This window comes from Pseudoalteromonas sp. QJM3NY_12, assembly GCF_056173165.1.
The window spans coordinates 38,024-52,137 of record NZ_JBWBUF010000002.1 but is presented as its reverse complement, the minus strand read 5'-3'; the positions used below and the strand labels follow the sequence as shown (position 1 = coordinate 52,137).

13 protein-coding genes are annotated in these 14,114 nt (G+C 39.9%); all 13 read left to right on the top strand.

Features of this window, described 5'->3' with window-relative positions:
• Positions 1-16: 16 nt before the first annotated feature.
• The 13 genes from AC0VZ5_RS16080 (at position 17) to AC0VZ5_RS16020 (ending at position 14,067) form a co-directional block, all read left to right on the top strand.
• The gene (locus tag AC0VZ5_RS16080; protein ID WP_475474948.1) at positions 17-1,834 is read left to right on the top strand and encodes a DUF885 domain-containing protein; all 1,818 of its coding nucleotides are present in this window, start codon (positions 17-19) and stop codon (positions 1,832-1,834) included.
• A 96-nt stretch (positions 1,835-1,930) separates the two neighbouring features.
• Complete coding sequence (locus AC0VZ5_RS16075; RefSeq protein WP_138606494.1) at positions 1,931-2,443, top strand: YcgN family cysteine cluster protein; 513 nt, start codon at positions 1,931-1,933, stop codon at positions 2,441-2,443.
• Entirely contained in the window at positions 2,443-2,952 is a 510-nt protein-coding gene (locus AC0VZ5_RS16070) for an RNA methyltransferase (protein WP_138606492.1), read from the top strand. The genes AC0VZ5_RS16075 and AC0VZ5_RS16070 overlap by 1 nt, the downstream gene beginning before the upstream one ends.
• Positions 2,953-3,227: 275 nt before the next feature.
• A complete protein-coding gene (locus AC0VZ5_RS16065) occupies positions 3,228-5,117 on the top strand; it encodes a methyl-accepting chemotaxis protein (protein ID WP_475474947.1) in 1,890 nt (629 codons plus the stop codon).
• The gene (locus AC0VZ5_RS16060; RefSeq protein ID WP_464712113.1) at positions 5,114-6,220 is read left to right on the top strand and encodes a GGDEF domain-containing protein; all 1,107 of its coding nucleotides are present in this window, start codon (positions 5,114-5,116) and stop codon (positions 6,218-6,220) included. Before AC0VZ5_RS16065 ends, AC0VZ5_RS16060 begins: the two co-directional genes overlap by 4 nt.
• Positions 6,207-6,818, top strand: a complete 612-nt coding sequence (locus tag AC0VZ5_RS16055) for a DsbA family protein (RefSeq protein ID WP_290171404.1) — start codon at positions 6,207-6,209, stop codon at positions 6,816-6,818. The genes AC0VZ5_RS16060 and AC0VZ5_RS16055 overlap by 14 nt, the downstream gene beginning before the upstream one ends.
• A gap of 223 nt (positions 6,819-7,041) precedes the next feature.
• A complete protein-coding gene (locus AC0VZ5_RS16050) occupies positions 7,042-7,794 on the top strand; it encodes a DUF3450 domain-containing protein (RefSeq protein ID WP_138606484.1) in 753 nt (250 codons plus the stop codon).
• A gap of 10 nt (positions 7,795-7,804) precedes the next feature.
• The gene (locus AC0VZ5_RS16045; protein WP_475474946.1) at positions 7,805-9,172 is read left to right on the top strand and encodes a MotA/TolQ/ExbB proton channel family protein; all 1,368 of its coding nucleotides are present in this window, start codon (positions 7,805-7,807) and stop codon (positions 9,170-9,172) included.
• Positions 9,173-9,175: 3 nt separating this feature from the next.
• On the top strand, positions 9,176-9,703 hold the full coding sequence (locus AC0VZ5_RS16040) for a MotA/TolQ/ExbB proton channel family protein (RefSeq protein WP_008111501.1): 528 nt from the start codon (positions 9,176-9,178) through the stop codon (positions 9,701-9,703).
• Positions 9,704-9,756: 53 nt separating this feature from the next.
• Positions 9,757-10,167: an ExbD/TolR family protein gene (locus AC0VZ5_RS16035; protein WP_008111500.1), complete on the top strand. Its 411-nt coding sequence runs from the start codon at positions 9,757-9,759 to the stop codon at positions 10,165-10,167.
• A gap of 6 nt (positions 10,168-10,173) precedes the next feature.
• Positions 10,174-10,779 carry an energy transducer TonB gene (locus AC0VZ5_RS16030; RefSeq protein WP_008111498.1) on the top strand — a complete coding sequence of 202 codons (606 nt, stop codon included), beginning with the start codon at positions 10,174-10,176 and terminating at the stop codon, positions 10,777-10,779.
• 37 nt (positions 10,780-10,816) lie between these two features.
• Complete coding sequence (locus tag AC0VZ5_RS16025) at positions 10,817-12,145, top strand: tetratricopeptide repeat protein (protein ID WP_475474945.1); 1,329 nt, start codon at positions 10,817-10,819, stop codon at positions 12,143-12,145.
• 314 nt (positions 12,146-12,459) lie between these two features.
• The gene (locus AC0VZ5_RS16020) at positions 12,460-14,067 is read left to right on the top strand and encodes a hypothetical protein (RefSeq protein WP_475474944.1); all 1,608 of its coding nucleotides are present in this window, start codon (positions 12,460-12,462) and stop codon (positions 14,065-14,067) included.
• Positions 14,068-14,114: the final 47 nt, after the last annotated feature.

Sequence of the window (14,114 nt, the reverse complement as noted above, 5' to 3'; positions counted from 1 at the left end):
ACTAACAAGGGAATTTATGAAAGTTATTAAAATAGCACTGGTTGCCAGTAGCGTTATGTTTGCCTTAAGTGGTTGTATGAGCACCAGCTCACAATTAAACACAAATCAGTCAGTCGCACCTGTAATAAGCGAATTATCAGCCGAGCAGCAATTAGATGTGCTCGTTGCTCAGTACTACGATGAATCATTAGCTTTTAATCCATTAAGCGCTACTTATAATGGCCGCCATGAATTTGATGATCAATTTTTGCCTGAAATATCGCAGCTTAATCGCGATAAAAAAGCCGCATTTTACAAAAAATATCAACAACGCTTAACGCTGATTGATGAATCACAACTGACCGGTCAAGCGCTACTGAATTTTGAAGTATTATCCCGAGATTTAGCCCTCAAGCTTGAGGGGATGCAATATAAAAATTATTTGTTACCGATAAATCAAATGTCGGGTGCGCATAATACCTTCGCTGGATTTGGTTCAGGACAAAGTGCTCAGCCTTTTAATACTGTTGCCGACTACGAAAATTTTATCAAGCGTGCAGATGGTTTCGTTAAATGGCTTGCAAGTGTTGAACAATCAATGGCGCAAGGCGTTAAAAACGATGTGGTACTGCCTATGCCATTAGCAAAAAAATTACTCCCGCAATTTAAAGCGCATGTTGTTACAAGCGCAGAAGATTCTCTCTTTTATTCGCCCATTAAAGCCATGCCCGCTTCAATTTCAGCTGATGAAAAGCAACAGCTAAAATCGCAGTATAAAACACTGATCTTAGATAAATTAGTGCCTGCATATCAGCGAATGAGCGACTTTTTAGCCAACAATTACATACCTCATGCTCGCGATTCTGTTGGTTATGCTGATTTACCCAACGGTAAAGCGTGGTACGAATACCAAATAAAGAAAAACACCACGTTAAGCTTATCTGCTGATGAAATTCATGAAATTGGCTTAAGTGAAGTGGCTCGAATTTTAAGTGAAATGAAAACGGTGAAAAACACCGTCGGATTTGAAGGTGATTTATCGGCCTTTTTTAACCACTTACGTGACTCCGATGAGTTTTATTACAAAACGGCCGATGAGTTAATTGCTGCCTATGAAAAGATAAAATTAAAAATAGACGCTCGCTTACCAAAGTTATTTAATATTGAGCCTAAAGCACCTTATGTTGTCAAAGCGGTTGAAGCGTATCGAGCCCAATCAGCTGCGGGAGCGTCGTATGCAGGACCCGCTCCTGATGGTTCGCGCCCAGGCATATTTTACATCAATACATACAACTTAAAAGCGCAGCCTAAGTTTTTACTCGAAACACTGTCTATTCATGAAGCCGCTCCTGGTCATCACTTTCAAATAGCGCTGCAACAAGAGGTGCAAAGCTTGCCCGATTTTCGTAAATTTGGCGGCTATACCGTGTTTGCTGAAGGCTGGGCATTATATGCAGAAAGCTTAGGCAAAGAATTGGGTTTATTTACCGACCCGTATATGTGGTACGGGCGTCTTAGCGATGAGCAGCTAAGAGCGATGCGATTAGTGCTTGATACAGGATTTCATGCCAAAGGTTGGACACGTCAACAAGGCATTGATTACATGCTAGCAAATTCTTCAATGGCAAAAAGTGATGTTATTGCTGAAGTTGAACGCTATATCGCATGGCCAGGCCAAGCACTATCGTACAAATTGGGTGAGTTTAAAATTAAAGAGCTCAGAAATTACGCCCACCAGCAATTAGGTGAGCAATTTGACATTAAAGCGTTTCATACGCAAATATTGATTGATGGTGCACTACCTATGCCTATTCTGGAGAAAAAAATTAAACGTTGGGTTAAATCTCAGCAGTAATAAAATCGCGCGAAGCCATGCAGATATTAGGGATTGGCTTTGCGCGCTTTGCTGCAATACGTTAGAATGCGCGCTCTTAAAAGGGGCGAGAACACCATGTTTGATCAACAATTAGCAAATACCCAATTTTGGCTTAGTAAAAGCCTGAATGAAATGAACCAGCAAGAATGGGAAGCCATTTGTGATGGATGTGGAAAGTGTTGTTTAAACACCTTTATTGACAGTGAAGACGAAGATGACTTTACTGCTACCGATCAGCTAAGAGAAGGCGAGCAACTAATATTTACCAACATTGTTTGTCAATACCTTGATAACAATACCTGTGGCTGTAGTGAATACGAAAACCGCCAAACATTAGTCCCTTCGTGCGTTAAACTCACTAAAGAAAACCTAAAAGACATCTTTTTCATGCCCCAAAGCTGTAGCTACCGCCGTCTTCATGAAGGGCGCGGTTTAGCAACGTGGCACCCGTTACTTAATAACGGCGATAAAACTAAAATGCATGAGCTAAACATTTCAGTCAAAGATAAAACAGTAAAAGATTGTGATGTAAAATTAGACGATTTTGACTTGTATATTGCCGAGTGGCCAACCAAGGATTGCAACTAGTGAGTAAGTTACAAGCAAGTATTGGTTTAATAAACCCTAAAAGCCCAACCAATGTGGGTGGTGTATTACGCGCAGCAGGTTGTTATGACGCCAAGAAGGTGTTTTTTACCGGCAACCGTTATTTAAATGCACAAAAATTTCATACGGATACGAAAAATGTGGTGCAACGCATTCCATTAACCGCCACTGACGATTTAGAATCAGTCAAGCCACAAGGTTCAAAAGTAGTGGTAATTGAGTTAATTGAAGGTGCCACTCCTTTGCCCGAATTTACTCACCCTGAGAACGCATTTTATGTATTTGGTCCAGAAGACGGCTCTGTGCCTAAAGATGTTTTAAAATGGTGCGACGAAGTGGTGTATATTCCTACTATCGGCTGTATGAATTTAGCGGCAACCTGTAATGTTGTACTTTATGACCGACTCTCCAAATTGGGCGGGATTCAAAGCAGTAATGAAACCATTATTTCATCACGCGATACCAATAATAAAATGAAATGGAAAAAGTGATTTAAATAATAATTACTCAGTGTAACGTCATTATTAAATTCAAATTTTAATCTTTTTACTTTCCTAAAAGGCATAGTTGCATAGAGTCTTTCTTTGCAACTAGCTAGACCGTCGCTATTAAAAAATCACCTTATAGATATTTTTCTGTATATAATAAATAATGCTTTATTATTATTTTTTATAATTTAATCAATCCCAGCTTATATTTGCTAAGACTTTCAGTTAAAAATTTGTTAAAAAGACAGTGATAATAATGATTAATCCTTAAGGTACTTATGTTTAGCTCGCTGAAATTCACCTCCAAAATCACCATCGCTGCGTCATTGGTCTTAGTTTTAGTGTTAGGTGTTTTCACTATTAACAACTATTTTTCAATGCGTCATCAAACTCAAGAGCAGCTATCTTTAGTATTAAAACAAAGTTCCCAGTCTGTCTCGCAGAACATTGCAAGCTGGCTGAATAACAAGTTAGCCATTGTTATCTCGCTGGCAAACACCTATCGATTCACAGACGCTAAAGCGCTTACATTATCGCAATTAAATACTGCAGAGATGGCAGGGGATTTTAAAAATACTTACATCGGCGAATCCTCAGGCGCGTTTATTTTAAATGATCAAAGCGTCATTTTACCCGACGATTTTGATGCAACTAGCCGCCCTTGGTATAAGTTGGTTGAAAACAAAACTAATACTGCATTCACCACCCCTTATATTGATGTAACCACCAATGAACTGACCATTTCAGCTGTTGCGCCCATAAATATTAATGGCCAATTTAAAGGAGTTGCAGGTGCTGATATTGATATGCAAACCATAGCTAAAATTATCGACAATATTGATTTTTTAGGGTTAGGTTATGGCTTTTTATTAGATCATAAGGGGCAAATACTAAGCCATCCAAATAGTAAGTTAAATTCAAAAGCGCTTACTGAATTATTTGGAAAAGACATTGAGTTGGCTGATACTTTTACAGAGCACCAAGTTGCTGATGAAACTGTTTTAGTGTCATTTACTAAAATTCATGGCATAGAAAATGTTGATTGGTATTTAGGAGCAGTGATCAATAAAGACACGGCTTTCGAAAGTGTGTCGGCATTTGGTCAAAAAGCACTGATTTACTTAATAGTAGGCACCTTAGTCATTGTTTTTGCGCTACAGCTTTTATTGCGTTACTTAATGCGTCCTATGTATCGCTTAAACGATGCTATTAGAGATATAGCTCAAGGTGAAGGCGATTTAACTCGTCGCCTCAGTGTAGAAAACGATGATGAGTTTGGTCAGTTAAGTAATTCATTTAATATTTTTATAGAAAAAATTCAAAATTCAATTGTTCAAGTTAAGTCTTCAGCGCAATTGTTAGAAACAGCTGTTGCTAAGCTGGTTACGCAAACAGATTCAACCTTGACTATGTATGACGATCAAAGTGAACGTACTAACAGCGTAGCATTGGCAATTAATCAGTTTTCTGCTACCGCCACAGAAATTTCAAGCAGTGCAAGTAATGCCTCAACGCTTGCTAAAGATGCTGATCAATATTGTGCTAAAAATCAGCAAACACTGACTAACAACGTATCAAGCATTCATCAACTTTCGCAAAATATAGAGCAAGCGCAAGAAACAATTAATAGTTTAGATTCACATACCGCCAATATCGGTAATGTATTAGCGGTAATTAAAGGAGTGAGTGAACAAACTAACTTGCTCGCTTTAAATGCAGCGATAGAAGCCGCACGTGCGGGTGAAGCGGGAAGAGGGTTTGCCGTTGTTGCCGATGAAGTAAGACAATTAGCACAACGCACTCAACAATCAACGCAAGAAATTGAAAATACGGTTATTGAACTGCAAAAAGGCTCAAGCTCTGCCGTTGAACTGATGAAAACCAGTTTAGAAGAAAGTGAAAAAAGTGTTCAGCAAGCGGATGCCGTCGGCGACGTAATGAAGCAAATAATTAGTGCGATAAGGCAAATAACGGATGCTAATCATAGTGTGGCTAATGCCACAGATGAACAAAACCAAGTTGTTAAATCATTACACTCAGATATTCATGTTATTAGCGACTTATCTACTCAAGGTCAATCTAACCTTAACCTTACTTTAGAGGAATGTACCAAGCTTAAGCATCAATTTAGCGACTTAGATCGGATGGTTAAAAAATTCAAAGTATGATCAATAAAACAAAAATAAATAAACCAAACTGGCTTAGTCTAGTTAATATTGACAGTGTTTATAGCTTTGATAGACAACGCCAAGCGTTTTCTTTATTTACCATGATAGCGATTGCCTTGGTGTTAATTACTTATTTGGTGATTGCAAATTATCGCGTTTATGCACCTATATTAACTGCCGCATTAATTTCAGTTAACTTAACGATTGTAGGGTGCATCGTTTATTTTATAAAAACCAAAAAGCTCAATGCTATTGCGTTAATTACTCTGATGATTGTATTTTTGATGTGTTTAGCATTGGTATACACAGGCGGTAAAGATAACACTGCTTTATATTGGCTTATGTTTTATCCTGTCGCTGTTTTCGCCATATTGGGTGTTAAGTTTGGCGCATGGTTAAGCAGTGCCATGTTATTGTGCTGTATTGTTATGTTGTATGGCCCCGATATGGGGCAGGTTATTTATGGTGAGGTAGAAAAAACCCGTTTTGTTGCTGCATTTTCACTCGTGTTGGTCTTTTCTTTTATCGGTGAGTATTTTCGTCACCGAAGCCACCTTGCCATTGCCGATATTACCTTAGAGCAAAAACAATACGCCTATACAGATCAGCTCACAGGTGCACCCAACCGTCGCTTTATTACCTCTCATTTTTTAAAGCTCGCCGCTTCACGACCTGCACATTATTTACCGCTGTCTATATTGCTCCTAGATTTAGATAACTTTAAACAATTAAACGACACCTATGGTCATGATTTTGGTGACACCGTATTAATAGAGTTCACTAAATTATTAGAGTCGCAGTTTCCTGCAACCGCCCTTAAAGCCCGTTATGGTGGTGAAGAGTTTGTAGTAATTTTACCGCAGCTAACGACCATTGAAGCCAGTATTTTAGCTAATCGCTTTAGAGAATGCGTGCAACATCATGTGATATTATCTGATAAACAACAACGAGTATCGTTAACCTGCAGTATTGGCATTGCACAAGCTAATCATGTTGACGACTTCAATAGCGCATTAAAACAAGCCGATGAATATTTATATCAGGCAAAATCACAAGGGCGTAATAAAGTCATATTTGCGCAGGGCGAGCATGTCAGTCAATAAGCTTATCTATGTACATGATCCTATGTGTAGCTGGTGCTGGGGTTATAAACCTACTTGGCAAAAGCTAGAAACTGCTTTAGTAAATATTCTGCCTATAGAATATAGGGTCGGGGGGTTAGCGGCTGATAGCGACCAGCTAATGAGTGCTGATATGCAGTTGCAACTACAAGGCATATGGCAAAACATTAACAACCAATTAGGCACTGAGTTTAATTTTAATTTTTGGCGAGAATGCCAACCACGCCGCTCTACTTATCCTTCTTGTAGGGCGGCATTAATTGCTCGTAGCTTTAACAAAGAGCCACAGATGATTGACGCTATTCAACAAGCGTATTATTTAAAGGCGCAGAATCCATCGGATGAAGACGTGCTTATTAAACTATGCGAAAAAATTGGTTTAGATCCCTGTTTATTTACTCAGCAGTTACACTCTAAGGAACTTCAGCGTCGCTTTTATGATGAGCTTAACTTTGTTCGCAGTTTACCTATTCAAGGTTTCCCTTCGTTAGTATTAATACATAACAACCGTGCTTACCCTATTGCTATTAACTACATAGATTGGCAGCATACCCTTAGTGAAATACAGTCTTACTTATAAAATTTACGCTTCAAACATTACCCTGCACTTTAAATTCAGCCAATAAGGCTAATTTATTACCGTTGTCATAAAAGCGACTTTTTTACGCAACACGCTTGTCATTTTTAATCTATACACTTTCGCTCATTGAAACTATCTCGCTTTAAAATGTTTTTTCATAAACAGGCTAAAGCGACTAATAAACACTAGCAAATCCGCTAATTAACGAGCAAAGGTGTATACGATGAAAGGCGTTAAACCATTAATTTTAGCTGGTATTGTAGCCGCAAGTGCAGCAGTCCACGCCAATGATTTAAACACGGTAATTGATAAAAGTAGCGACATTAATAATTTAGCTGCGCAATCACAAACAAAAATAGACAAGATTGCAGATTCAATGCAAGGGCGTTTACAGCAATTTAAAACCCTTAATAAAGAAATAGATGGTTTAGCCGTTTATAACGCACAGCTGACAAAACAGTTAAATAACCAAATAGAAGAGATGGAATCGCTTAATTTATCAATGGATCAGGTATCGATTATTGAGCGCCAAATAACCCCTTTAATGCTTCGCATGATCACCGGGCTTGAACAGTTTATTGCCTTAGATGTGCCGTTTTTAAAACAAGAACGTAAGCAGCGTCTTGAATCGTTAAATGCAATGATGGAGCGTGCTGATATTTCATCAAGTGAAAAATTCCGTCGTGTCTTAGAAGCTTATCAAGTTGAAGTTGATTACGGACGCACTATTGAAGCGTATACCGCATTGCTTGATGTGGACAATAAAGAACGTGAAGTTGATTTTTTACGCATTGGCCGTTTAGAACTCATTTACCTTACCCGCGATGGCAAACAAGCAGGTAGTTGGGATCAACAGTCACAGTCGTTTGTTGCATTGCCTGATTCAACCATTAGTCAAATTAATAAAGGGCTTCGCATTGCGCGCAAACAACTAGCCCCCGATATGTTAACACTGCCAATTCATGCTGCAGAATAAGAGGTTTACCATGAAATTATTAACGAAAATGACAAAAATGGCCGTGTTTGCAGCCAGCTTAGGTTTTTCAGGTGCGATGTGTGCCGCTGAACCAATGAACTTAGATGCCTTATTAAAAACGTTAGAGCAGGGTAAATCAGCGCAATCAGAACAAAATAAACAACGCGAACAAGAATTTGCAGCACGTCAAAATGAACAAGTGCAAATGCTTAAAAGCACCCAAGCTAAACGAAACCAAATGCTTAGCGAGTCAGAGCGTTTAGAAACGCAGTTTGAAGAAAACGAAATTAAATTGGCTAACCTGACCGATACTTTATCAAAGCGTATGGGGTCATTAAAAGAGCTATTTGGTGTGCTACAACAAGTTGCTGGAGATTCTAGCAATAAGTTTGCAACCTCGGTGGTATCGGCCCAGTTACCTGGGCGTAGTACTTTTATGGACGAATTGGCGCAAAAAATGGGTTCTACCTCAAAGCTTGCGTCTATTGAAGATATCGAAAAGGTTTGGTTTGAGCTACAACGCGAAATGACCGAACAAGGAAAAGTAAGCCGCTTCAATACCGATGTAATTGTTGACGGTGGCAATAAAGTACAAAAAGAAGTGGTACGTGTGGGTGCATTTAACCTTATTAGTGATGGTCAGTACCTAGAGTATACGCCTTCTACTAATACAATTAGCCAGCTTACTCGCCAACCAAGTAGCCGCTTTACTGCGACTGCGGCTGATTTGCAGCAAGCAAACACCGGTGTGGTGCCGTTTGCGCTTGACCCAACTGGTGGTTCAATTTTAGGTTTGTTAGTACAAGCCCCTGATACCAGCGAGCAAGTTCATCAAGGTGGCGCAGTTGGTTACGTTATTTTAGGCGTTGGCTTATTAGCGTTATTAATTGCGTTAGAGCGTTTTGTATCGCTCCTGCTGATGGGTGGAAAAATCCGTCGTCAATTAAAAGACGATACAGCCCGTGATGATAACCCGCTAGGGCGCGTCATGAAAGTGAAAGACCAGTATCCTAATGTGGCGTACGACACGCTTGAACTTAAGTTAAGCGAAGCCATTTTACGCGAAATGCCAAAAATCACCCGTAATTTAACGCTTATTAAAATTATCTCTGTGGTAGCGCCATTGCTGGGCTTACTCGGTACGGTAACTGGGATGATTAATACCTTCCAAGCAATTACTTTATTCGGCACTGGTGACCCTAAACTAATGGCAGGCGGTATTTCGCAAGCCCTGGTTACTACAGTATTAGGCCTTGTTGTTGCTATCCCTACGGTGTTTTTATATACCTTATTGAATACTCGCTCAAAAGGCTTACTGCTTATTTTACAAGAACAAAGTGCAGGTATTATTGCCGAGCGAAGCGAGAAAGGAGCTTAAACCATGGTGCTATTGATTGATTCAATCAATGCTATCCGTGATTTTCTCGACACGGGTGGCCAAGTGCTCTTGGTCATTGCCGTGTTAATTTTCGCGATGTGGTTATTGATACTCGAGCGATTTATGTACTTTTTTAATGGCTATCGACACTACAAAAAAGACGTTAAAAATACGTGGAAAACGCGCAGTGAACGCAACAGCTGGAACGCAGAGCAAATACGCCAGGCCATGGTGTCACGCGCCAGTATGCGATTAAATGCAAACTTACCGCTTATTAATGTAATGGTAGCGCTGTGTCCACTATTAGGATTGCTTGGCACAGTAACAGGGATGATAGAAGTTTTTGATGTAATGGCCATTACAGGTACAGGCAGCGCACGCTCTATGGCATCGGGTGTATCAAAAGCAACCATACCCACTATGGCAGGAATGGTCGGTGCGTTATCTGGGGTGTTTGCCTCAACCTATTTACAGCGTAAAGCAAAGCGTGAAGTTGAATTGTTGCAAGACACTATGGTGTTAGACCACTAAATAATTATTGAAAAGCGGTGTACATAATCACCGCTTGTTCTAGGAGAAGTAAAATGAGAGCCCCATTAGGTAATTTATTCCAAGAAGATGAAGCAGAAGAAATAAACATGACTCCTATGCTGGATGTTGTATTTATTATGCTTATTTTCTTTATTGTTACAGCCTCGTTTGTAAAAGAAGCCGGTATTGATGTAAACCGCCCAGAAGCAGCAACGGCTGTTAAAAAAGAGCGGGCTAACATATTAGTAGCTATTTCAGATCAAGGCGAAATTTGGATCAATAAACGTCAAATAGATGTACGTGCTGTACAAGCCAACATTGAACGTTTAAAAGCTGAAAATCCACAAGGCAGTGTGGTTATTCAGGCCGATAAAAAAGCCACTACAGAAACCTTGATAAAAGTGATGGATGCCTCGCGTGCAGCGGGTGTATTTGATGTTTCAATAGCGGCTCAAGAAGGGTAACGAGTGATGCGTTATGTACTTGCGTTAATTATAGCGGGTGTGGTGACCTTTATGCTGTTTTTAGGTATGCAGGCATTGATCACCGGCGGAGAAGGCGCCATGACGGAGCCTGCAAAAGGGAATGTGTTGGATTTTGTCCGTTTGAAAAAAGAAGAAACGGTGCAAAAAAAGGAGCGCAAACCACAAAAGCCACCAACACCTAAAGAGCCACCACCGCCAATGGAATCGCCACAAATGCAAAGTAGCGATAACAACGCTGCTAGCAACAACTTTGATTTTGCTGCCAATGTCGATGCTGATGTAAATCTAGCGGGTGGATTAGCGTTAGAAACCAGTGATGGTGAGTATTTACCCATAGTAAAAGTGGCACCGGTATACCCAAGGCGTGCGTTATCGCGTGGTATTGAAGGGTATGTCATTGTTGAGTTTACAGTGACCAAGCAAGGCACAGTGAAAGAGCCACAAGTTATTAAAGCCGAGCCAGAGTCACTGTTTGACAGAGCAGCGATGGATGCGGCCCTTAAGTTTAAATATAAACCGCGCGTTGTTAATGGCGAAGCCGTTGAAGTAGCCGGTGTGCAAAATAAAATTTCTTTCCAAATTAATGGTTAATTCTGTTAAGTAAGTAAAGAGTGAACGTGAGGCAATTATGAAATTAAAACTAACAACCAAGCTATTAAAGCTTAGCATGTTGTGCACTGTTGCAATCAGTGCCAGCGTTGTTACACCAAGTGCATTGAATGTACTTCCGGGTGTAAATTTGGCGACAGTACAGGCTGCTGAAAAGCAGAAAACAACACGAGTTCCCGCACTGCGTGAAAAGGTATACAGCCAATTAGCACGCGCCCAAAAACTTGCGGATGATGGCGACAGTAAAGCGGGTTTAGACGCGCTTGACAGCATACAAGCGCGCTCATCAAGTATGAATTCGTATGAAATTGCGATGATGCATAACTTTTATGGGTTTATTTATTACAATGAAAACGACCTTGTAAAAGCGATTGCCTCATTTGAAAAAGTGATTGCAGAAGATGGAATTCCAGAAACATTGCGTTTGAGCACGACATTCAGTTTAGCGCAGCTTGCAATGGCTAACAGCGACTACAAAAAGGTGATTGCATTTTTAGATAAATGGGATGCCATTAATACAAAGCCTAAAACTGATGCGTATTATTTATTAAGAGCGCAAACCTACTATCAATTAAAAGACTATGAGCAAGGCCTAAGTTACATTACCCAAGCCATTAACTTAAGTGATAGCGATGGCAAAGTACCAAAAGAAAACTGGCTGGTACTGCAACGTGCTATGTATTACTCACTTAACCAAACCGATAAAGTAGTGAGCGTACTTGAGCGTATGGTAAAGCTTTACAATAAACCTGAGTACTGGGTGCAATTAGCCGGTATGTATGGTGAAACTGGGCAAGAAAAACAGCAGCTTAGTATTTTAGAAGCAGCTTACCAGCAAGGATTTTTAACCTCTAAATCTGACCTAAGACAGCTTGCGCAGGTATATTTATATAATCAGCTTGCCTACAAAGCCGCCAGTGTAATGAGTAAAGCAATAGAGCAGGGCATTGCTGAACCTACGGCTAAAAATTATGCCTTTGTAGCCGAGGCTATGGTACAAGCTAAAGAAGATGCTAAGTCGATTAGTTACTTTACCAAAGCTGCAGAGCGTTCGGAGCATGGTAAATACGACCAGCGCTTAGCTGAAGTGTATGTAAACACAGAGCAGTATGACGAAGCAGCTGATGCAGCGCGAATGGCGCTGGATAAAGGCGGCCTTGATTTTGAATCAAATGCGTTTGTTGCTTTAGGAATGGCGCAATACAATTTACAAAATTTTGATGCGTCTATCCTGGCGTTTGAACAAGCCGAAAAACACAAAAAGTCACAACGTTTAGCCCAGCAATGGATCAAATATGTAAAGCGCGAAAAAGTGCATGCGCAAACATTAAAAACAGCACTACTTTAATTTTTATAGTGCGATTATTAGTTCTTAATTGACGCACTAAAAACCATTTCATAATTGCACTACTCAAACCACACTAACATTTAGTTTGTGTGGTTTTTTTGCGTGCACTTTTAAAGCAACCTGTTGATTTTTAGTTAATTAACATTGTCATTTTATGTTTATTAAAGTGTAACTTCATTGTCATAACACTCCCGTATTGTACTTCGTATTCGATAACTCAAGTGACCTTAATGCATGAGTATCGTGCCTTAAAGTGACTTAAGTTATTACTTAATGCGCTAACACAATAATTAAATACTTTTACGGAGTGAACAATGAAATTATCTGGCTTATTCAAAATCAGCTTAGTGGCTACAGCAATAACACTTGCTGGTTGTGGCGGTGGAGATATTAACGTTACACCTACGACAGTTGATAACAGTGTAGACAATTCAGTGACTAACCCAGGTGGTGATAATGGTGGCGATACTGTAAGTTGCGCCACATACACATTAGATGGAGCTACATTTACAGGTGAAGCAGAAGGCGTAAACTGCTTATACAGCCAAGCATTTGCAAGTAATGCAAAAGAAATTACTAGCTCTTTTGTTATCCCTGCGCTAGACGATGGCGGTGCCCATGTATTTGAAGGTGCTTTATTTATAGGTGACGATGTAGACACATCTACAGGCGCCACTATTGATTTTAATGGCCCAACATTATCTATTGAAGCAGGCGCTACCATTGCGTTTACCAAGCCAGAGAGTTTTATTCGTATTGCTCGTGGTGCAAATATTGAAGCAATTGGTGAAGTAGATAAGCCAATTATTTTCACAAGTATTAAAGAAGTTGATGGTGATGATTCAACAACCGCTCAAATTGGGGATTGGGGTGGCGTTCAGGTAAATGGACGTGGCCATTCTATTCGTTGTACAGCGACAGCAGCGGCACAAGACATGTGTAATCACTCAGCTGAAGGTATTGTATCTTATTACGGTGGTAATGACCCGCAAGATAGTAGCGGTATATTAAAGCACATTGTTATTAAATATGCAGGATTTGGCGTTGAAGGTGATGAGCTAAATGGTTTAACACTTAATGCTGTTGGCTCAGGCACAACAATTGATTATGTTCATGTACATAATGGTTTTGATGATGGTATAGAGCTCTTTGGTGGTAGCGTTAATCTTAAACATATTGTTGTTACTGATACTGGTGATGACGGTATTGACTGGGATGAGGGTTGGAAAGGTTACGGACAGTACATTCTTGTACGTTCAAATGAATATGGAAATCATGGATTTGAAACAGATGGTGCAAAAGTAGATCCACTATCTGCAGACGCACAAGATTTAGTAACGACTGTATCTAACCCAACTATTGCTAATGCAACCGTTGTTACTACTGGTGATCAAGGTGCTGAAGGGCGTCGTACTGGTGCCGGTATGGAAATGAAAGAATGGGGTAAAGCGCAATTAGCTAACATGTTGTTTGTAAACTCATCATCTGTAGATGGTGCTGGCTGTTTTGATTTATATAATGAAAAAGATAAATCAGGAGATGCTGGTGTGCATGCCAATGCAAACAACGGTGATATCGCATTTATGAGTTCTATATTTGCGTGTGGTAAGAATTTTGAAGACGTAAATACTCCTTTAACCGGTGCGTTAGCAAGCTTTGATATCAATACCTGGTTTACTGGTGGCGAAAATAACCAGCTGATTGGTTTTGCTGATTTTGCAAATGTGCTTGGTTCGGATGGTGTTTCAACTGCAGCAACTATTACAGACTCACAAGGTACTGCGGTAGCTACAACAGCGAAAGACATGAGTGAAGTTGACTCTTTCTTCACTAACGCAGGCTACATTGGTGCACTTAAAGAAGGTGAATCAAGTGAATGGGCTGATTTTGTAGCTGCATCTTTACAACGCGCTAGTAATTAATCTAGACCGGCTCTAATTATAAGGCGCTCTGGCGCCTTTTTTAAGGG

Bases quoted from the DNA above. Each gene is read 5' to 3' on its own strand.
- AC0VZ5_RS16030 (WP_008111498.1), top strand. From the start codon at position 10,174: ATGCGTTATGTACTTGCGTTAATTATAGCGGGTGTGGTGACCTTTATG.
- AC0VZ5_RS16045 (WP_475474946.1), top strand. From the start codon at position 7,805: ATGAAATTATTAACGAAAATGACAAAAATGGCCGTGTTTGCAGCCAGC.
- AC0VZ5_RS16055 (WP_290171404.1), top strand. From the start codon at position 6,207: ATGTCAGTCAATAAGCTTATCTATGTACATGATCCTATGTGTAGCTGG.
- AC0VZ5_RS16020 (WP_475474944.1), top strand. From the start codon at position 12,460: ATGAAATTATCTGGCTTATTCAAAATCAGCTTAGTGGCTACAGCAATA.
- AC0VZ5_RS16080 (WP_475474948.1), top strand. From the start codon at position 17: ATGAAAGTTATTAAAATAGCACTGGTTGCCAGTAGCGTTATGTTTGCC.
- AC0VZ5_RS16035 (WP_008111500.1), top strand. From the start codon at position 9,757: ATGAGAGCCCCATTAGGTAATTTATTCCAAGAAGATGAAGCAGAAGAA.
- AC0VZ5_RS16060 (WP_464712113.1), top strand. From the start codon at position 5,114: ATGATCAATAAAACAAAAATAAATAAACCAAACTGGCTTAGTCTAGTT.
- AC0VZ5_RS16050 (WP_138606484.1), top strand. From the start codon at position 7,042: ATGAAAGGCGTTAAACCATTAATTTTAGCTGGTATTGTAGCCGCAAGT.
- AC0VZ5_RS16040 (WP_008111501.1), top strand. From the start codon at position 9,176: ATGGTGCTATTGATTGATTCAATCAATGCTATCCGTGATTTTCTCGAC.
- AC0VZ5_RS16075 (WP_138606494.1), top strand. From the start codon at position 1,931: ATGTTTGATCAACAATTAGCAAATACCCAATTTTGGCTTAGTAAAAGC.
- AC0VZ5_RS16065 (WP_475474947.1), top strand. From the start codon at position 3,228: ATGTTTAGCTCGCTGAAATTCACCTCCAAAATCACCATCGCTGCGTCA.
- AC0VZ5_RS16025 (WP_475474945.1), top strand. From the start codon at position 10,817: ATGAAATTAAAACTAACAACCAAGCTATTAAAGCTTAGCATGTTGTGC.